This window comes from Microbacterium indicum DSM 19969, assembly GCF_000422385.1.
Taxonomy (GTDB): Bacteria; Actinomycetota; Actinomycetes; order Actinomycetales; family Microbacteriaceae; genus Microbacterium; species Microbacterium indicum.
In genome coordinates, this window is record NZ_AULR01000005.1 from 1 (window position 1) to 20609 (window position 20609).

Here is a 20609-nt window from a genome sequence, read left to right on the forward strand (position 1 = left end):
CTAGCGAGCTTACGTACCCGGTACTCCGCCGTCTCTGCGACCTCCGTCAAGTCATCGACCGCCAACGGCGCCTCGACGGTACCGAGCGGAGTCGCGAAGGTGCCGAAAACTCGCCAGCGCACATCGACGACGTCGGCAATCGGGCGACTCGCAGGGACCCCATCGCTCGTCGCCTCACGCAATGCGAACCCGCGACGTCGGATGTCGCCGTCCACCTCCCGCAGGAAGTAGACGCCGGTGACGTTCGTGTCGGATCCGAGCGAGACCGTGAGTTCGAGACTCTGTCGAAACACACTCGCCCGTGCCACCCCGGCGTCGAGGTACCGCGTCGTGAAGTCGCGACTCGCCGTGGGATCGAGCACACGCAGCGCGCCGTGGGACGTCGTGATGATGAGACGCTCCGCTGAGGAATCAGTCAGGAGCGACTTTCCATCGACACGGATCGCCCGTACAGGGCGGCTGTCCTCGGGCCCGTCGTAAACAGCGGCGAGCGCCAGGTCACCACTGTAGAACTCGGCGACTGAGAAAGTCGCACTCAAGCCGCCTTCGTCATCGGCAGTGACGGCACTCTCGAGCGTTACCGCTCCGATCGCGCGAATCGCCGCGATCGGCTGGTCGGACGTCGGCCGAATCCTCACGCGCAGTTCACCGCCATCGACGACTCCAGAGAGGAACTGCGGCCGTGAGGGCGTATTCTCGGCGAGCATCCACTCCGGCTCGAGATCGAGCCACGCGCGCACCGTGTCGACCACGTCACGTTTCGCGATGGTAATCCCCCGACGATCATCGCCCGCGCGGTCCTCGACGACGACCGCGCGTTTGGCCTGGATCGGTCGGCGAACCGCTACGTGCCCCTGAGCCGCACCTGCATGGCGCACGACGACAAGGTCGGCACGCACATCATCCTCAGCAAGGACCCGGACGAGCCGGTGGTCGTCGATCATCGCTTGGAGCACTTCGGAGATCGGGCCAGCGTTCTTCACTCCCGTCGCCGAGTCGGAGTGAAGGAGAGCGACCTTCATTCCCGACGCCTCAGCGAGAGCAATCTCGTCGGCGACGCCGTCAATGAACCAATGGCGAGCTGGGGTGCCATGCGCATCGACGATGATGAGGACGTCGACATCGACTGACGCATCTTCCCCGTACAGCAGCTGGCTCGGCGCAGTCAACGCACGTATCACCTGCGGAAAGTCGAATCGGCCCGAAACCTCGCCCGAACGCAAGCGAGTCTGATAGCGGCGGATCGAGCTGCGGTACGCCACGCGCGCCGCACTCGTCCAGAGCGACTTGCCGAAGTCGCCGCCGGACAGGCTGCTCTTGTCAGCCAGCATGAGTTCGAGCGGCGCTTCGGGCCCGACCACGGCAACAGGAGTCCCTGTCGCGATCTCGAGGCGCTGGCGGAACTCGGTGTCGGCGCCCTTTCGCGTCGTGTCGAAGTAGCCGGCGGCCTCTAGGACGGCCTCGCGCCGGAACATTATCGACGGCTCAGAGACGAACAATCTGGCACCGCGCGGGCTGACCAGGGAGAGATCCTCGGTCGTACGCGCGGCTCGAACGACGTTCGCATACCGGCCTGGCGAGGCGAGCAGATCGCGCACCTGAATCTCGAGCCTGCGTGGGTGCGACCAGTCGTCCGAGTCCTGGACCGTGACGAACTCTCCGCGAGCCTGTTTGATTGCCTCGTTGCGTCGCACGTACGTTCCAGCGTTCTCGGCGTTGCGAATGACGCGAATACGCGGGTCGAGCGCTTCGACGCGGTCGAGGATCGGCCCGTACTCCGGGTCCGACGCGTCGTCAGCGACGAGCAACTCCCAGTTGCAGTATGTCTGTCCGATCAACGAGCGGACGGCGGTGAATATCTCAGGCTTGGGCGACCATGAGGTCATGATGATCGTGACAAGCGGCCCCTGTGGTGCCGCACCGGTACCGACCGCAGTCACCTGAGCGAATGGGGTCGCCCCATCGCCATCGAGAGAAACGGTCTCGAGGCCGAAACGCCGATACGCCTGATTAAGCGTACCCAGCACGGCATCGAAGCTGCCGCCGAAGCGGGGGTGCTCGAGATCGATCGCGAACGCGTGACGGATCCAGGTGTCCTTCGTGAGCCTCGGAAACAGAGCACGTGCCTCGTCCCCGAGATCTGCGTTAAGCAGATTCTCGATGAGCGACTCAAGGTCGCCGTCGGAGAATTTCGCGCCGGCGATGACGCGCGCGGCGAGGAAACGCAGCAGTCCGCGCTCAGCGTCGGTATCCATCGTGCGAGCGTGGATCAGCTCGACGATGCGCCAGATGTCTCCGATCTTGATGCGATCGAGCGCGGCGTCGAAACCGACGGGGTTCTCGTCGAAGCGAACTGCGACGGAACGAAGGCTCGCCCAGTCGTGCAGACCGCCGCTCGCGCGATCAGCAAGAGCGTCGAGAGCCCACGTCGACATGTTGCGAGCACCAAACCCCTGCAGGTGACGTTCAGAGATCTTCGCCGACCTACGAACCGAAAGGCTCTCGTGACGTTCAGCGTCGGCGGCGATCAGCGTGAGCGACGGCGTATTGAGCGACACCTCCAGGGGGGACTTGGCGCGCGCGTCGAATACCTCGTGCGGCGCCGTGGGTTCAGGCAGCTCAGCGGACCTCAGCTCGTCGCAACGGAAAACCCGACTGACGAGGTCATTCGAGTCCCACAGACGTACAAAGCGGTTCTCTTGCGCGTTCGACACGGGCGCAAGCCTAACCGGTTGCGTGTACCGCGACGAGACGACGACTCCGGGTTTGCGTCACCTTGGATCGTTGTCTGCCGAGTAAGCAGATTGCTCAAACCCTGCCACGCACGTGCCGCGCCCCACGAGGCAGACTGGGGTGGTGATGAAGGCTTCTCCATCGGTTCTGATCCGAGCCATGAGCCGGCGGGTCCGCGCAATTCGGGCACCAAAGATCGACGCCGCCGCACTCCATGCGCATCTGCGCGCCACGGGTGCCTCCGACGGCCTGGACGACCTCGCTCAAGCCGCGTCATACGGTCGGTACGATCTCGACCGACTGCTGGCCGCACTGCGCGGCACGAAGGCGGACCGGGTCGTGAGATCCCTCGTGCCGAATGTTGCGCGCGACCTCGGCATGCTGCTCGCCGATCAGGGGCGTGAGGATGACGGGGCACTGATGCTCGAAGCGCTGATCCGGGTGCTCGGCGTGCGAAGTGTCGGCAAGGAGGGGCGGTTCGTCTCGGTCGAGCTCAAGCTCGACGCGGGCGATGCGACAGGCCTTGAATACCTGCTCGAATCGCGCCTCATCCGCCGCGATGATCCCGCGCAGGGCGACCTCGTCACGGCGAACGCTTTGAATCCCTTCTTCGACGACGCTCGCGACCAGGAGCCCTGGCTCGCCGCGTTGAACGCGATGTTCGCAGTCGACGACGCGGAGGCGATCGCGATCCGAGAGGGCGACGATGCGCCCTTCGACCGGATCCACGCCGAGTCGCCAACTGTCGACGGGCCCCTCGTGACGGTCATCATGCCGACCTTTGAACCCGACGCCCGCATCCGCACTGCGCTCGAATCGCTGATCGCACAGTCGCACCGCAATCTGCAGATCCTCGTCATGGACGACGCTTCGTCACCTGATGCCGCGGCGCGCCTCGACAGCTGGCGCAGCCGCGACGCCCGCATCGAGGTCGTGCACCTGCCCGAGAACAACGGCCCCTACCTCGCACGCAACATCGCGGTGTCAGAGCATGCGCGCGGTGCGTACGTCACGGTCCACGACGACGACGACTGGTCGCACCCGCGCAAGATCGAGCGTCAGGTCGCGCACCTCGAGCAGAACCCCGACGTCGTCGCGAACATGGTCAACGGCGTCCGAGCATCCGATGACCTCGTCTTCGGCCGGGTCAACGGCAACCCCGTGTGGACGCAGCAGGCACTCTCGTCGCTGATGGTGAGGCGCGAGGTGTTCGACACGATCGGCTATTGGGACGTCGTCAATCGTGCCGGCGACTCCGAGTTCAACGACCGGATCCGGTCCTGGACCGACGCACGCATCCCGATCGTCGGCCGCGTGCCGTTGATGCTCTACCGCATGCGATGGGGCTCGCTGAGCGATCGCGAGTTCCGCCGCGGATACATGGCCCCGGTACGCCGCGCCTACTTCACGGCGTATCGGGCATGGCACCAGATCTCCCGAGAGCGCGGCGAAGTGCCCTACATCCCGTTCGACGACCGTGGCGCACGCCCTTTCGAGGCGCCGGCAGATCTGGTCGGGCCCCGGAGTCAGAATCCCTCCTGATCGAGGACCGCCCCGTGCCAGAACGACCCTGGCGTTCGCTCCGAGGCACAGGTCGTCCGTTGCCACGGACCCGCTCCCAGCCCGTTTGCAGGCACAGTTAGGATTGACCTAGCCGTGCATCCACGGCCGGCAATGCGCCGCAGGTCGCCCCCTAACCACGGAGCACTTCTCAATGCAAACGCCCCCACGCGTCTCGATCGTGATCCCCGTTTTCGACGACGAGGAGTGGGTGGCGGCCTCGCTGCGCAGCTGTCGCGCGCAGACCGTGTCCGACATTGAGATCATTTGCGTGGACGACGCATCTACAGACGGCACGTGTGCCGTCATCGAGCAGTTCCAAGCCGAGGACCCGCGAATAAGGCTGATTCGCCAGCCAGTCAATCGGTCGGCGTTCCAAGCACGACGTGAGGGAATCCTCGCAGCCACAGCGCCGTTCGTCATGTTCCTTGATGGCGACGACGAGCTTGCGCCGACTGCTGTCGAAGCAGCGCTCCACGTCGCCGACACGAGCGGCGCCGACGTGGTCGGTTTCGGTGTCGATGTCATTGTCCCCGAGGGAGTGTCCGTCGGGCGGTTCGTGTCAGATATGCAACCCAAGCATGCTGAGCTCAACGGCACGGAGATCGTGCCCACACTGTTCCCCGTTGGGAAGGTCGCGCAGGGGCACCTGTGGCGGTATCTGTGGACGACCGAGTTGCTTCGCCTCGCGTACAACGGCATCGACGAAAACCTCGAGCTCTACCGGGCGAATGACATCCCGATCGCGATGTCGGCGCTCGCTCACGCCACAAAGTACGTTTCCACGGAAGATAAGCTCTACCGCTACTACTGGCGCCGAGGCGTTAGCGGCCAGGTCGTCGAATCAGTCGAAGACTTCGCGTTCTACCTTGGCGCACTTGATTCCATCGATTCCATCTCTGAGTCGATGCTCGGGATCGCAGCGACGCTCGACGATTCTGCTGGACTGCTCGACACCTACCACTCGGCTCGACTCTCAATCATCCAGATGATCCTGCGGTACTGCACGCCCATCATCGATGATGACCTGCGCGCGGAGTGCTTTGCTCGCCTCGAAAGCAAAGCTGGCTACCGCGAGATCCTACTCGCGGTCTCCATGTTCTACCGCACCGCACTCGAGTTCATCGCGCAATTCGCACCACAGGCGCGTGGGCTTTCGAGCGCCACCAAGACAGTTCTGATCACCACAGGAAATCTCGGTAGCGGCGGAGTGCAGGGCGTTGTCGTCTCGCAGGCGAAGTACCTTGCTGAAGCAGGTTTCCGCGTCATCATCGGCCTCCGAACGTTCGACGGCATAGTGCAGGAAGTCCCTGAGGGAGTCGAGCTCGTAGAACTCGCCGGAGACAACACTCGACAGAAGCTGGAGTCGCATTACCAGATCTTCCGCGACTATGAGGTCGATGCACTGATCGATCACTACATTCTTTATCACGACGATTGGCCCTACTTCACGCTTGCCGCCCGTTCGATGGGAATCCCGTCCATCGGGTGGATCCACAACTTCGCATTGCGGCCGGTCTTCGACTTCAACACTCGCACTTCGTTCCTCACCCGTCACCTCGAACTCATGGAGAAGGTGGTCGTCCTCTCGAAGACCGACGTCGCGTTCTGGAAGCTACGCGGTTTGGACAACGTCGTAGCTCTTCCGAACCCCGCGTCGCCGATGATTCTCGACCGCCCCCGTCGATCGGCGCCGCGGGATGCGCCGATCGACGGGGAGCCGATCCGTCTTGTGTGGTGGGGACGCTTGCAGCAGCGCACCAAGCGCGTACTAGAGCTCGTGGACGTCGCGGCTGCGTTGCGTGCGATGGGAGTTGAATTCTCGCTATCGATCATCGGACCGGACTCCGGGGATTTGAAGGCCCACGACATCCAGAGAGCGGCCGTCGCTAAGGGAGTCGAAGACGTTGTCGTCCTGCCCGGCACTCTGCACGGCGATGAATTGCTTGCAGCGATTGACTCTTCGGATGTCTTCGTGAGTACAAGTGCGATTGAAGGCTCTCCACTTGTTCTCATCGAGGCGCAGGCCATGGGGCTCCCTGTAGTGATGTACGAGCTGCCTTGGCTCGCGGCCCTCGAGAGCAACTGCGGCATCGTCTCATCCCCCCAGAATGAAGCTGGCATCCTGGCTCAGGAGATCGCACACCTCGCGAGCGACCCCGCGACTTACGTTGACCGGTCACGAGGCTCCATCGCCGCGACGGATCGGACCCTTAGCCTCGAATTTGGCGGGCTCTACACGCAGCTGCTGACAGGCCAGCTACCTACCACTGTGTCGCCCGAACCAACCATCGATGACGCGAAGCTCCTGCTCGATCTCACCGTGAACTTCCACGAAGCCAATGCTTCGCGCGAGGGCCGCTACGCGGCGCGTCTGCGGGAAGAACGTGACACCGCGAAGCGGCAGGCGAGGAGTCTCCAGCTCGATCTCGACGCCGAGCGCCGCGTCGCGACCGAGCGCGAGCTGCGCATCGCCAGGTTGTCGAAGCGTGTCAAGAAGTCCGCGAACAGCTCCCAACAGAAGGGACCGACGGATACCGCGCGCGAGCGCTCCAATGAGCCATGGGCAGTCCGAATCGTGCGGCCCATCGGACGCGGCACGCTTCGGCTGATTCCAGGTTTGCGCCCCGCAGCACGCAAGTTCAACCGGTGGGTGCGGGGCCTCTAAGCCAGAGCCTCAGCGAACGACCGGCTTTCGGCCTGCAGATCGCCCCAGAGCACCTCGCGTCGCTCGGCGATCTCGGCCGAGAGCCGCTCTTCGTTGTGGATGAAGTAGTTCAACTTGCCGACGAGCGAGTTCGCCATGTCATCAAGGCGATCACGTGACATGTGCTGGCGTCGCGGAACCTTCGCGAGGAAATAACCGTTTCCGAAGTAGTCGCTCGGCATCCCCTGCCGTGCGGTCATCCCGATGAACGCGGCGGGCTGGTCGAACGCCAGGAACGGCAGCCAGCCGTGCAAGCGCTTGCCGAACGCGAAGCGGCTGCCCGTGTAGCGGGCGCCGAAGTCGTCGACCTGCTGCAGCCGTTCGGTGAAGCCCGCGTTGAACTCCTTCGAGTCGGGCTCGGTCATGAGGAAGTCGTGGAACAGTGCCTGGTCCTGCTCGATGAGCGGGAAGAGGTCGAGCGAGTGCCTGTTGGAGTCGCCGTGCGCATTGACCATGCTGCGCACCTCGAGGCCCTCCGACTCGGCGTAGGCCTTGAACCGACGCAGCGGGTGATCGGCGATGTTCTCATCGGTGAAGAGATGCGCGTCGAAGTTCACGACGACGACGTCCTTCTTCTGCTTGGGCGTGCCGAGCAGCCGGTCGGTGAACAGAGATGAGCATGGCAGAAGCTGCGGGTCGGCGGTCGGCTCCACCTCGCGGATCAGCTCGGCCTCCTTGCCCGCCCGCACGACGATGCGGTCGGCCTTCTGCAGGATCTTGCGCACGATCGGCAGCTCGGCGTCGTGCGGCTCCTGGAGGATCCCCGACGACCAGATGAACATCTTCGACTTCTCGAACCTGTCCCACTGCGCCTCGAGCTTCTTCTGCACGTGGCGCGCGCTGTTCGTGCGCACGAGGATGCCGCCGGGCCCGATGATCACGTTGTCGGGCGCCGAGCGCGCGAACCGGACGTACTTCGCCTCACCGACCGTGCGGAAGTCGAGGTCGATGAGCCCCTCGAACAGCTTCTTGGTCGTCTGGTAGATCAGCGCGTCGCCCGCGTTCCCGCGCACGCCGAGCGTGATCCACATCGCCTTCTTCGGCACTCAGGCGTCCCCCTCCATCGCCGCGACGCGCTCATCGAGCATCGCGCGGTAGCGCTCGGCGAAGTGCTCGAGCGCGAAGTTCTCGTCGTAGGCGCGGCGGTTCTGGGCGCCCCACTCGCCGCGGTCGCGGCGGCGGATCCGGCCGGCCGCGTCATCGAGGTCGTCGCCCACGAACTCGACGTTGCCGAGCACGTCGAACTCGGGGTTGCCGCCCACGCGCGAGAGCACGAGGCCCTTGCCCGCCCGCATGGCCTCGAGCGTCGCGAGGTCGAAGATCGAGCGGCGGTGCAGCATCACGTAGACGTCGGCGTAGTCGAGCAGCGCGAGCAGCCGGTCATGGGTCATCCGCTCGCCGATCAGCCGGGCGTCGAACGACCAGCCCTTCTGCGCCTCCTGCGCCTCCTTGAAGCGACGCGGGTCGATCGCCGAACCCACCGCGATCCAGAGCACGCGTCGCCCAGTGTCGCGCACGTACGCGTCGAGGAGCGCGGGCACGCGGTCGAGGCCCTTATCGCCGTTCCAGTCGCCGACGCTCATGAACACATCGAGGTTGGCGCCCTTGTCGGGCAGGTCGAGCTTCTTCGTGAGCTGCTCGAGCAGCTCGGCCCGTCCCTCTCCCCCGGCGTGGTCGACCGCCGAGAGGGTGTTGTACAGAGGCACGTCGCCGAACGCGATCTTCTCGGCGAGCCCCGGCGCCGCCGAGTCGACGAACGCCTGACGCGCGCCGTCGCTCGGGAAGTACATGCGCTCGGCCCCGGCGCAGATCGTCTCCTCGAGCCGCGTCACGGCAGCGATCTCGTGCTCCGTCGGGGTGCGCCCGATCGAGCGCATCTCCTGCAGCGTCGAACCCTGCTGGTGGTACACGATCACGTACGGCACGCCCAGCTGCTGCGCGCCCAGGGCGCTGCCGAGATCGTGGCAGACCACGAGGATCCGCTTGCCCGCGTCGATCGCCGCCGTCACCTCGGGGTGCGTGCGCACGTACTCGGCGCCGAGCACGAGGTCGACGGGCTTGCCGCTCAGCCCCGCGGTCAGGTGCGGGAGGCTGCGCTTGAGCTCGCCCTTGTCGCCCGTGTCGAAGATGTACGACATCGTGTGCCCCGCGTGCTCGTCGCCGAGCGCGAGGCGCTGCGTCGCGAGGACGCCCGCAGGCCCGCCCGTGCGGCCGCGCGCGGGGTCGTAGTCGCGATACGCGCAGTTGATGATGACGAGCTCGTCGTCGGCCGTCGGGTCGGCGACGCCGAGGAGGCCGCGCAGGAAGGATCCCTCGCCGTCGACGTCGTGGCGCCGGCCCATGTCGCCGAGCTGGTCGAAGTAGTGCCCGCCGTCGCCGCCGTCGATCGTCGAGAAGCCGTACACGTCGACGCCGTCGAGGGATCCGCGCGCCTCGTGCAGCATCCACAGCACCTGCGCGCCGCTCGTCGGCAGCTGGACGCCCGACGCGTCGCGCAGCGACCGCTTGGCCGCCGTGCCGATGAAGCCCAGCTTCTCGGGAGCGACGAGGGCGTCGCGGTAGAGGATCTCGGCATGCGACTGCAGCTCGAGGAAGTTGCGGGCGAAGTCCATCTCCCAGAGCACGAGCGCGTAGGGCTCGATGAACGGCCTGTCGCGCACGTCCTGGTGAGCGCCCCGCACCCACACGTCGGTGCGCTCGCCGTAGTCGGCCGCGTGATCGGCGGGGAAGTTGTTGAACCGGATCACGACGTCGTGCCCGTCGACCTCTGCGCCGCGGCCCGTGCCGACGTTGCCCGGTCCGTTGCCGACGACCGCGACCGACTTGCCGCGGACGAGCTCGGCGAACGCCTCCTGCTCCGCGGTGAGCGCCTGCCAGATCGTCGCGGCACGGTCGATCTTCGCCGAGCGGATGCCGATCTCGCGCGCGAACGCCGCGACCGGCAGGACGACGTCGAGGCCGCCGGTGCCGAACTTCTCGACGTAACGGCGCAGCGCGCGCTCGGCCCTGTCGCGGTCGCCCGCCTCGAGGTGCACGGCCGCGAACAGGATCCACATGCGCGGCTCGACGATGTACGGCGCGACCGAGTTGTCGCCCAGTGCCTCGGCCTGCGCGAGGAGGTGCGGCGTCGCGCCGAAGTCGCGGAACTCGACGCGCAGCATGTCGAAGTCCTGCTCGCGCATGCCGCCCATGCGCGGCGGGGCGTCGGTCTCGACGCGCGGCTTGACCGACGCGACGACGCGCTTGACAGCCGCACGACCGGCCTCGGTCTTCTTGACCTGCCGGAGCGCCGCGCGCACCACCGGGTTCTTCTTCAACGACGACAGGTCCATGCGATCCCAGGTCTCACGAAAGCGCCGCACACGGCGCGGGGTCTGTGCGAGTTTATCCGAGGGGCGCGCCGGAGCCCCGGATAGCGTGGATCCCATGACAGGCCCCGAGACCGTCGCCATCATCCCCGCCCGCGGCGGATCGAAGGGCGTGCCCCGCAAGAACGTGCTGCCCGTCGCCGGGATCCCCCTCGTGGCCCGGGCTGTCCGAGCGGCCCTCGCGGCAGGGATCCGCCACGTGTACGTGTCGACCGACGACCCCGAGATCGCCGCCGTCGCGCGGGCCGCGGGCGGCGATGTCGTCGATCGCCCCGCCGACATCGCGGGCGACACCGCGACGTCGGAGGCCGCGATCCTGCACGCGATGGACGCGATCGCCGCCACGGGCGTCAAGATCGGATCCGTCGCCTTCCTGCAGGCGACGTCGCCCTTCATTCCCTCCGCGGCGCTCGCTGAGGCCGTCCGCATGGTCGCGTCGGGCGAGTACGACAGCGCGTTCTCGGCGTACGAGACCTACGGGTTCCTGTGGGGGCGCGACGGGGGATCCGCCGTCGCCATCAACCACGACGCCTCGTTCCGCCCGCGCCGCCAGGACCGCGAACCGCACTTCATGGAGACGGGCGCCTTCTACGTGCTCGACGCCGCCGGGTTCCGCGAGGCGAAGTTCCGCTTCTTCGGGCGCACGGGCATCGTCGAGGTGCCCGAGAACTCCGCCGTCGAGATCGACAACCTCTTCGAGTTCGAGATGGCGGGCGCGCTCGCGCCGCTCGTCGAGGGATCCGCCGAGATCCTGCCCGTCGACGCCGTCGTCACCGACTTCGACGGCGTGCACACCGACGACGCCGCGGTCGTCGACGGCACGGGCCTCGAGAGCGTCCGCGTCTCGCGCGGCGACGGGATGGGCGTCTCGCTGCTGCGCAAGGCGGGCGTGCCGTTGCTCATCCTCTCGACCGAGACCAACGTCGTCGTGCGCGCGCGCGCCGACAAGCTGCAGGTGCCCGTGATCCACGGGGTCGGCGACAAGGCCGCGGTGCTGACGCGGTGGGCCGAAGAGAACGGCGTCGACCTCGCGAAGACCGCCTACGTCGGCAACGACGTCAACGACCTGCCCGCGATGCTGCTCGTCGGCTGGCCCATCGCCGTCGCCGACGCGCGGCCCGAGGTCAAGCGCGCCGCGCGCGTGATCCTGCGGTCGGCCGGCGGGCACGGCGCCGTGCGCGAGGTTGCCGACCGGGTGCTCGCGGGGCGGTAGGCGAACCGGGCGCCGGGTCCGGGTGAGCGGATGGTCGCGGATCGGGCGTTCGGACGACCATCTGCGCACCCGGACGCTGCGCGCGGCCTACTGAGCGGGCTCGGACGGCGAGGGGTCGGCCGGTTCCGTCGGATCCGTGGTCTCCGTCGGCTCCGTGGTCGGCTCGGTGGTGGTGATCTCGCTGACCGTCGGCTCGGGCGTCGGCGTCTGAGTCTCCGTCGGGGTCTCCGTCTCGACCGGGGTCTCCTCGGTCGGGGTCTCCTCGACGGGAGGCTCCTCGACCGGAGGCACGTACGGCTCCTCCACGACGGGCGGCACGTACGGCTGCGGCTCCTCGATCGGGGCCGGCGTCTCGGTCGGGGTGGGGGTCGGCGTCGGGGTCTCGGTCGGCGTCGGCGTGGAGGTCGGGGTCTTCGTCGGAGTCGGGGTGGGCGTCTGCGTCGCCCGCACGACGGTGGGGCTCGGAGAGGGCGCGGCCTCGTTGCCCTCGCCGCCCGTGATCCCGAGCGCGATGTTCACGACGGCGATCGTCGCGGCGCCCGCGAACACCACGCCGGCGGCGATGACGCGCGTCGCAGCGCCCGCACGGCGGGGGCGTCGTCTCACGCTCCCGATCTCCTCGGTGTCGTCATCCACAGTCGTCAGACCTCCGCGTTTAGGATAGGTGCGAGTTCGCGCGGGTGCCCCCGGCGCGCGCAGACTCCCACCGCACGATACCGGCGCCCGCCTGACGTTCCCGGGGCGCCAGACGAGAGGCAGAGAATTGTCGACCGAACAGGTTGTCATCGGAGACCACACGATCGGCGACGGAAACCCCGTCTACGTCATCGGCGAGATCGGTCTGAACCACAACGGCGATGTCGAGAACGCCAAGAAGCTCATCGACGTCGCGGCCGAGGCCGGCGCGCAGGCCGTGAAGTTCCAGAAGCGCACGCCCGACATCGCGACGCCCGAGCACATGAAGAACACCCCGCGCGAGACGCCGTGGGGCACCATGACCTACCTCGAGTACCGCCACCGCGTCGAGTTCGGCGTCGAGGAGTACACCGAGATCGCCGCCTACTCGGCGTCAAAGGGCCTCGACTGGTTCGCGTCGCCGTGGGACGAGCCGTCGGTCGACTTCCTCGAGGACATGGGCGTCAAGGCGCACAAGGTCGCCTCGGCCTCCGTCACCGACCTCGGCATGCTGCGCAAGCTCGCCGCGACGGGCAAGACCGTGATCCTCTCGACGGGCATGTCGACGATCGAGCAGATCGACACCGCCGTCGAGACGCTCGGCACGAGCAACCTGCACATGATGCACGCGACGAGCACGTACCCCCTCCCGGCCGAGGAGGCGAACCTGCGCATGATCCAGACGCTCAAGGATCGCTACCAGGTGCCCGTCGGCTACTCGGGCCACGAGCCGGGCCTGCAGATCTCGATCGCCGCCGTCGCTCTCGGCGCCGTCTCGGTCGAGCGCCACATCACGCTCGACCGCACGATGTGGGGATCCGACCACGCCGCGTCGCTCGAGCCGCGCGGCTTCACGAGCCTCATCCGCGACATCCGCATCATCGAGAAGGCGCTCGGCGACGGCGTCAAGCGCGTCATGCCGGGCGAGCTCGCGCCGCTCAGCAAGCTGCGCCGCGTCGACGGTTGACCGACACGTCCTCCGATCTCGGGGAGCAGGCACTTCTCTGGTGCCTGCTCCCCGAGTTCGATGTGCAGCTCGCGCGGCCCCGCGCGCCGCGCCGGCTCGCCGCGCGCGTCGGATCGCGCGTGGTCCCGGGATCCCTGCGCCCCTTCCCCGCCACGCGCTTCGAGAAGTGGGGCGGCGGGCTCGTCGCGACGCGCTCCCCCAACGAGGAGCGCGCCCTCGCGCCGATCCTCGGCCGGGATCCGCTCGCGCAGCCGCTGACGACGACGTCGCGGCCCGGATCCGCCTCCCGCGCCGCCGCGCCGGTGCGCCGCCGGATCGACGCGTTCCTCGCCGCGCGGGGCCGCCCCGAGCTGCGCGCCTCGTGGCACCATGCCGCGAACATGACGGCCGCCGAGATCGCCTGCCTCGCCCGGACGGATCTCTCGAGCCACGACTTCGTGCTGATCTCGCGGCAGACGCACCCCCTCATGCGGGCGCTGATCCTCGCCGCCGAGCGCGACGGCGTGCCCACGGTGTACGTGCCGCACTCGCCGCTCACGCGCTTCCAGGCCGATCTTCCCGTCACGCACGCACTCATGCGCGGCGCCGCCGAGCGCGACTGGATCGCCGCCCAGGCAGGCGCCGACGCCGAGCGGATCGCCGTCGTCGGCAACCCCGCGACCGCGATCACATCCCTGCCCGCGCCCACGCTCGCCGAGCCCTGCGTCCTCGCGGTGTCTCCCGACGCCGAGCCGACCCTCCGCGGCCACATCGCGCTCGCCGCCGACGCGGGGCTGACCGACGTCGTCGTCGCGCCGCACCCGCGCAGCGACCTCGCCGTGCTCTCGCGCCTCGTCCCGGCGTCGTGGACGATCGACGGCGCGGGCCGCACGATCTCGCTGCTCGAGCGCGGACCGCGCTTCGTGCTGCAGGCGTCGAGCGGCGTCGCGTGGGAGTCGGCGAGCCTCGGGATCCCCACGGGCGATCTGCGCCTCGCCGGCCGCGCGCCCGACTACCCGTTCCTCGACAGCGTGATCCCGGCGCTCGGATCCCCGGACGACGTGGCCGCGTTCGCCGCGTCGGCCGCGACGACCGACCGCGACGCCCTGCGCGCGCACGCCGCCGCGTGGTGCGCGAGCGACGGATCCGACGCCGTCGCGGCCGCGCGGTCGGCGCTTGCCGGACTGCCGGCGGCGCGCGGGCGGATCACCGACCTCTGGGCGCCGGGCGGGTCCTTCCGCGCGGGGTCGGCGCTCGCGGGGCTGTGATCAGTCGGCCGTGACGAACTCGCGGATCCGCCCGATGAAGACCTGCGTGTCGAACTCGGCGGCGCGGGCGCGGCACGCCTCGGGGTCGGCCTGCGCGGCGAGCTCGACGGCCTCGCGGAGGTGCCGCGCCGACGCCCAGTCGCGGACGTGGGCGCCCGTGACGCCGTCGACGACCGACTCGGCCACGCCGCCCAGCGCGTTGGCGACGACCGGGGTGCCCGAGGCCATCGCCTCGACCGGGACGATCCCGAAGTCCTCGACCGCCGGGAACGCGAAGACCGTCGCGCGGCGGTAGAGGGCGCGCAGCACGGGCCGGGGCGGGTGCACCATGAAGGTCACGCGGCCCGGGTGCATGCGCTCGGCGAGCTCGCGCAGGCGGGCCTCGTCGGGGCCGCGGCCCGCGATGATCACGGGGAGGCCCGTCGCGGCGCCCGCCGCGATCACGTCCTCGAGCCTCTTGTACGGCACCCAGCGCGACACCGTGAAGATGAACTCGCTCGGCAGCGCGTCGACGACGGCCCGGTGCGAGGATCCGAGCTCGGGCTCCTCGGCGAAGCCTGCCGTGTCGACGGGAGGGTGGATCACCTGGGCCTCGCGATCCCAGTAGCGCGCGACCCGCTCGGCGACGAACGCGCTGTTCGCCGCGATCGCCCGCGCCTCCTGCGCACGGCGGCGGTCGACCGGCTTCGCGAACTGAGCGGCCATGCGCACGGGCAGGCTCGCGCCGCGGCGGTCGAGCTCGGGCGTCCAGATGTAGCGGGCCGGCGTGTGCGCGTAGACGAACTTCGGGATGTCGCGGCCCGCGCCGCGGAAGCGCGCGTGGTGCGCGAAGAGGTGGCTCGAGACGAGCATCCAGTCGGCGTCGATCTCGGGCAGCCGGCGCCACACGGGAACCATGAACGGCAGCGCGAGCGCCTTGCTGCGGCGCAGCGGCGTGCGGGCGAGGGCCGACTCGCGGACGCCCTCGAAGCGCCCCTCCGAGTCGTTCCAGAGGCACAGCGCGTCGGCGTTCGGGAACGCGTCGCGCATCGCCCCGAACACGTTCTCGGCACCGCCCGAGCGTTCGAGCCATTCGTGCACGATCACGCCGCTCAAGCAGTACTCCTCAGATCACTGCCCACCAGCCTAGGCGCTCACTCCTCGGGGGTCTCGCTGGCGCTGGGCGTCGCGCTCGCGGTCGGGGTCGGCGACGGGGTCGCGTCGTCGTCGGACGCGACGTCGGCGATGAACACGGGGTCGGCGCCCACCGTGATCGTGACCTGGCCGTCCTCGGGCTCGACCGTCGACGTGGAACCCCACATCGTCGTGACCGTCACGGGGCTGTCGGTCGCGATCGTCGTCTCGCGGTCGCCGTCGATCGACCACGCCGCGCGCACGAGGTCGCCGTCCTCGCCGTACTGGGATCCGTACACGCCGTCAGCCGCGTCGGCGAGGCCCGCGACGTCGGTCCTGCCACCGAGCTGCGCGATCATGAGCGCCTGCGTGAACGCCGCTGGCTTGGGCTTGAGGGCCGCGACGCCGTCCTGCTTCTGCTGGAAGATGCCGAAGTTGTCCTCGTGGCCGTTGGCGTCGGTGCCGTCGTTGATGAGGTCGTACGTGAAGTAGTGCTGCGCGCCGGCCGCGATCGCGGAGAGCTGGCCGCGCGCGATCCGGCTCGCCTGCTCGGCCTCGGTGACCGCCTGGCCCATCTCGTTGCCCGTCGTCCAGCCCCACTCGCTGATCCACACGGGCTTCGTCTGCCCCGCGAGATCCTGCATGCTCTGCGTCGTCTTCGCGATTGCCGAGCCGACCGACTCGGGCTGGTCGTAGATGTACTTGTTGTACGGGTGGAAGCTCACGGCGTCGCCCGAGTCGAGGGCGCCCGTCGAGTACATGCTGTTGAGCCAGGCCTCATCGTAGTTGGCCGTGGATCCGATGACGACGGGGATGTCGTCGACGCCCTTGATCGCCTGGTAAGCCTGCTGCGCGAGCGGCAGGTAGCAGTCGGCCGAGGTGCAGCCCTTGTTGCGGTCGGCGAGGTTGAACTCGTTGTAGATCTCGATCGCCATCGGGTGGTACTGCTGCGCGATCGCCGCGGTGTAGGCCGCGTAGGCAGCCCGGCCCGCGTCGTCCTGCGGGGCCGCCATCGCGTTGCCGTAGAGCGAGTTGCCGTAGGTCGCGATCGCGAACAGGCCGATCCCCGACGCGTTCCACTCGTTGACGTTGTCGGTGATCGCCTGCGGGAAGGTGTACTGCCCGCGGGTCGTCTCGACGCGCTCCCAGGTCATGTCGTCGCGCGCCGAGCCGAGGCCGATGCTGCGCATCGTGTCGGCGACCTGCACGTAGTAGTCGCGGTAGACGTGGGTCGAGGCGCCGAGGCGCGGGTCGGCCGCGAGGTGCGCGTCCTCGTAGTCGACGAGGCCGATCGGGGTCGACACCGAGGATCCGTCGGACGCCGTGACCGCGAACGTGTAGTAGCCCTGGCCGACGTCGGTGAGGGGGATGGATCCGATCCCGTTCTGCACCTGCGCCGTGCCGCTCGCGACCTCGTCGCCTCCCGTCGTCGAGACGGTCCAGTTCGCGTCGCCGTCGGGGAGCGAGACCGCCATCGCGGCGCTCTTCTGGCGCATGATGAGGGCGTTGTTCGCGATGCCCCAGTCGGCGCTGACCGTCTCGAAGCCGCCGTTGCCGACGACGTCGTCGCCGCCGCCCTCGGGGGTGAGCGCGACGTCGTCGACGCCCAGCGTCGTGACCTCGCCGTTGAGCACGACCTCGATGGCGATGTCGCCCGCGTCGCCCGGGGCCGTGTAGGTGCCCGTGACCTCGGTCCAGCCCGCGTCGATCTCGGGGATGTCGATCGTCTGCCCGCCCACGCGGAAGAAGGCGTGGACGTCGGCCGGGAGCTCGGATCCCTGGCGCACCTGAGCCGTGAAGTCGTACGTCGTGCCCGGCTCGACCGTGACGGTGCGGCTGAGGGCCGTGACGTCGTCGAGGGCGACGGGCGAGTCGATGTAGGCCGAGATCTGGCCGTTCGCCGCGTCGCCCGCCTGCGGCAGGACGTCGGCCACGTCGGCCTGCCCCGCGGCGCTCCACCCGTCGAACGTGCCCTGCAGCGGCGCCGAGGCCGGGAGCGCGACGGGCTCGGGCGTGGGGGTCGGGGTGGGCGTGGGCGTCGGGGTGGGGGTCGGCGTCGGGGTGGGGGTCGCGCTCGAGGCGACCGGCTCGGGGTCGCGGTTCAGGAGGAGCGCGGCGGTGGCGATCCCACCGCCCACGACGACCACGGCGGCGGCCGTGCAGATGCCGATGATCAGGTTGCGCTTGCGTCGTTCCATGGCCATGCGAGGGGACCCTTCCGGTCGCGGACCCGCCCATCCTCACACAGACCGCCGACAAGCGAACGACGCGGGAGGGGTATACCCCCGGTGGCGCGGGCAGTCGCCGGGCCCGGTCTCGGGCGCCCGCCCGGCAGGACTACGGCGGAAATCAACCGACCGGGCCGGACACGCCGAGATCCGGACCCCCGCCGACAGATCTGCCGTACTCGTGCGGTGGGGCCGCCGGGGAAGCCGCCGCAGGCCGCCTCCCGCCGCCGAGGCCGCCGCCGCCGACCGCCGGGCCCGGTCTCGGGCGCCCGCCCGGCAGGACTACGGCGGAAATCAACCGACCGGGCCGGACACGCCGGGATCCGGGCCCCCGCCGACAGATCTGCCGCACTCGTGCGGTGGGTATCGTCGGCACCATGCGCATCACGGTGTTCACGGGCTCATCCTCCGGCCGCGTTCCGGCCTATATCGAGGCGGCGCGGGCCGTCGGAACGGCGATCGCTGAGTCGGGCAGCGGGCTCGTCTACGGCGGAGGCAACGTCGGCCTCATGGGCGCCGTGGCCTCCTCCGCGCGCGACGCCGGCGGAGAGGTCATCGGCGTCATGCCACAGGCGCTCGTCGACAAGGAGATCGCACACGACGACCTGACCCGCTTCGAGGTCGTCGCCGACATGCACGAGCGCAAGCAGCGCATGGCCGAGCTCGGCGACGCGTTCGTCGCGCTCCCGGGCGGCATCGGGACGCTCGAGGAGTTCTTCGAGGTCTGGACCTGGCTGCAGCTCGGCATGCACCAGAAGCCCATCGCGGTCTACGACGTGCGCGGCTTCTGGTCGCCGCTGCGCGACCTCGTCGCCCGCCTCGTCGACGAGGGCTTCGTCGCCGACGAGTTCCGCCGCTCGCTCATCGTGGCGACGGATCCGCAGGAGCTGCTCGCGAAGATCCGCGACTGGACTCCCCCGACCCCCAAGTGGGTCGAGGCGCCCGCGACCGCGTGACCGCGCTGTAGCCAGATGACGACGACGCAGATCCGGGACGACGCCGTCCTGTTCCTCGACGGCGACGCCGTGCTCGCGCGCTACGAGATCCGACCGCGCACGGCCCCGCTCGAATCGCCGCGCCCCTACGTCCACCCGCTGCGCACGCGCGCGGGCCGCGAGGTGACGCTCTTCCGGCCCGACGACCACGTCTGGCACCAGGGCCTCTCGCTCGCGCTGCCCAACGCCGGCCCGCACAACTTCTGGGGCGGGCCGACCTTCACGCGCGAGGCGGGGCGCTACGTGCAGCTGCCCAACAACGGCGCGCAGGTGCACGCCGAGGAGCGCGACGCCGGGCCGGGCGCCTACGCCCACCGCCTCGCGTGGATCGCCGCGGACGGATCCGCGGTCTTCTCCGAGGAGCGCCGGCTGCGGGCCGCCGTGCTCGCCGACGACGCCTGGGCTCTGCGATGGGAGACGTCGCTGCGCAACGTCTCGGGCGGGACGCTCGCGATGGGATCCCCGACGACCCAGGGCCGCGAGAACGCGGGCTACGGCGGGCTGTTCTGGCGCGGGCCGCGGTCGTTCGAGGGCGGCAGGGCCGTGACGCCGGGCGGCCTCGTCGACGCCGACGCGCAGCGCGGAGGCACGGCGCCGTGGATGGGGCTCGTCGGCGACGGCGCGACGGTCGTGATGGCGGGTCTCGACCGGGATCCGCAGTGGTTCGTGCGCTCGGAGGAGTACGCCGGCCTCTGCCCCGCGCCGTTCTTCGACGAGGAGCTCGCCCTCGCCGACGGCGCGATCCTCGAGCTGCGCTGCGACCTCGTGATCGCCGACGGCGCCCTGGATCCGGCCCGCGCCGCGCACCTCGTCGAGGCGGCCCGCTTCGTCTGACGGACCACCCGCATACGCTTCCCCCATGCGATGGCAGAACGATGTGTCGGTGGGCGCGTGGCTGCGCGAGCGGCTGCCCGGATCGCTCGACGTGGTCCCGGGCGGGTTCGAGGCGTACGCGCGGATCCTCCATCCCGCGACACGCGAGCGGCCCGTCGGCGCGGCCTGGCCCAATGACGGCGACGAGGCGGGGTGGGCGGCGCTCGAGGGCGCCGAGATCGACGCCGAACACACGACCTGGGCGACGGCCGCCGATGCCTTCGGGCGCACGATGCACCCCCTCGCGCAGTGGCACCTGCTCGTCGGGGCGCCGTCCCCGTACGGCGACGGCGCGACGCCGCGCGACGCGGCGGGGTGGCGATACCTCGACCCCGAGACGGGATCCCTCCACCCGGGCCAGCTGGCGCACGTCGCCGGGGTCCTCGCGCGCCACACGACGTCGGGCCAGGGGCACGCCGGCGTCTGGGTCGGGTGGGGCGACCTGCTCGGCCGCCGCGACGCCGGCGGGCAGGCCGCCCGCTACGTCGGCGACCAGCACACCGCGATGCTCGAGGCCTCGCGGCGCAGCATCTTCCCGCGGATCTTCCGGCGCGGCGCCTGGGTCCCGGGGCTCCTGCCCAACGAGGTCTCCGCGGGCCCCTTCCTCCAGCTCCCCGGCCGCGAGCACATCCTCTTCCGCTGCGACCTCGGTGAGTGGGCGGATCCGAGCTGGCCGTCCCGCGTCCCCTGGGCTGGCGAGCACCCCGAGTGGGCGCACGGCCCGAGCCTCATCTGGCCCGACGACCGGGCGTGGGCGGTCGTCAGCGAGATCGACTTCGACTCGACGATCGTCTGCGGATCCGCGGACCTCATCCGGGAGCTCGTCGCGGATCCCGGGATCGAGGCCCTCGAGATCCCCGGCGACGCCGAGCTGAGCTGGGAGGGCGACCGCATCAACCGCCCCGCCGAATAGACTGTGCAGGTCCCCTC

At 69.4% G+C, this 20609-nt stretch carries 14 protein-coding genes; 8 read left to right on the forward strand and 6 right to left on the reverse strand.

The window, feature by feature from the left end; all coding sequences use genetic code 11:
* Positions 1-2714: glycosyltransferase family A protein (locus tag H576_RS16120; protein ID WP_156888170.1), on the reverse strand; the 2714-nt coding region annotated here is incomplete at its 3' end.
* A gap of 112 nt (positions 2715-2826) precedes the next feature.
* Here H576_RS16120 and H576_RS16125 point away from each other — a divergent pair.
* Both H576_RS16125 and H576_RS16130 read left to right on the forward strand, forming a co-directional pair.
* Positions 2827-4275, forward strand: a complete 1449-nt coding sequence (locus H576_RS16125) for a glycosyltransferase family 2 protein (protein WP_156888171.1) — start codon at positions 2827-2829, stop codon at positions 4273-4275.
* A 172-nt stretch (positions 4276-4447) separates the two neighbouring features.
* Positions 4448-6961 carry a glycosyltransferase gene (locus H576_RS16130; protein ID WP_051172372.1) on the forward strand — a complete coding sequence of 838 codons (2514 nt, stop codon included), beginning with the start codon at positions 4448-4450 and terminating at the stop codon, positions 6959-6961.
* Here H576_RS16130 and H576_RS0107195 read toward each other — a convergent pair.
* The gene (locus H576_RS0107195) at positions 6958-8046 is read right to left on the reverse strand and encodes a polysaccharide pyruvyl transferase family protein (RefSeq protein ID WP_029150372.1); all 1089 of its coding nucleotides are present in this window, start codon (positions 8044-8046) and stop codon (positions 6958-6960) included. The genes H576_RS16130 and H576_RS0107195 overlap by 4 nt on opposite strands.
* Complete coding sequence (locus tag H576_RS0107200) at positions 8047-10332, reverse strand: glycosyltransferase family 29 protein (protein WP_029150373.1); 2286 nt, start codon at positions 10330-10332, stop codon at positions 8047-8049.
* Positions 10333-10426: 94 nt separating this feature from the next.
* Between H576_RS0107200 and H576_RS0107205 the strand changes: the two genes are divergently transcribed.
* On the forward strand, positions 10427-11581 hold the full coding sequence (locus tag H576_RS0107205) for an acylneuraminate cytidylyltransferase (protein ID WP_029150374.1): 1155 nt from the start codon (positions 10427-10429) through the stop codon (positions 11579-11581).
* Between the two features lie 87 nt (positions 11582-11668).
* Here H576_RS0107205 and H576_RS16670 read toward each other — a convergent pair whose 3' ends face one another.
* Positions 11669-12187, reverse strand: a complete 519-nt coding sequence (locus tag H576_RS16670; RefSeq protein ID WP_156888173.1) for a hypothetical protein — start codon at positions 12185-12187, stop codon at positions 11669-11671.
* 157 nt (positions 12188-12344) lie between these two features.
* On the opposite strand from H576_RS16670, the gene H576_RS0107215 reads away from it, so the two are divergent.
* Both H576_RS0107215 and H576_RS0107220 read left to right on the forward strand, forming a co-directional pair.
* Complete coding sequence (locus tag H576_RS0107215; protein WP_029150376.1) at positions 12345-13223, forward strand: N-acetylneuraminate synthase family protein; 879 nt, start codon at positions 12345-12347, stop codon at positions 13221-13223.
* Positions 13220-14470, forward strand: a complete 1251-nt coding sequence (locus tag H576_RS0107220; RefSeq protein WP_029150377.1) for a hypothetical protein — start codon at positions 13220-13222, stop codon at positions 14468-14470. Before H576_RS0107215 ends, H576_RS0107220 begins: the two co-directional genes overlap by 4 nt.
* Here H576_RS0107220 and H576_RS0107225 read toward each other — a convergent pair whose 3' ends face one another.
* Together H576_RS0107225 and H576_RS16675 are read right to left on the reverse strand one after the other, a co-directional pair.
* Positions 14471-15556, reverse strand: coding sequence for a glycosyltransferase (locus H576_RS0107225; RefSeq protein WP_245559141.1), 1086 nt, complete (start codon positions 15554-15556; stop codon positions 14471-14473). It lies immediately after the preceding gene.
* A gap of 47 nt (positions 15557-15603) precedes the next feature.
* Entirely contained in the window at positions 15604-17787 is a 2184-nt protein-coding gene (locus H576_RS16675) for a cellulase family glycosylhydrolase (protein WP_051172373.1), read from the reverse strand.
* Between the two features lie 401 nt (positions 17788-18188).
* Here H576_RS16675 and H576_RS0107235 point away from each other — a divergent pair, with 401 nt between their 5' ends.
* From H576_RS0107235 to H576_RS0107245, 3 genes are read left to right on the forward strand one after another with little or no spacing between them, the layout of a single operon-like run.
* A complete protein-coding gene (locus H576_RS0107235) occupies positions 18189-18767 on the forward strand; it encodes an LOG family protein (RefSeq protein ID WP_029150380.1) in 579 nt (192 codons plus the stop codon).
* A 15-nt stretch (positions 18768-18782) separates the two neighbouring features.
* A complete protein-coding gene (locus H576_RS0107240; RefSeq protein ID WP_029150381.1) occupies positions 18783-19640 on the forward strand; it encodes a DUF6807 domain-containing protein in 858 nt (285 codons plus the stop codon).
* Positions 19641-19665: 25 nt separating this feature from the next.
* Positions 19666-20592: a hypothetical protein gene (locus H576_RS0107245; RefSeq protein ID WP_029150382.1), complete on the forward strand. Its 927-nt coding sequence runs from the start codon at positions 19666-19668 to the stop codon at positions 20590-20592.
* The last annotated feature ends 17 nt before the right edge of the window (positions 20593-20609 follow it).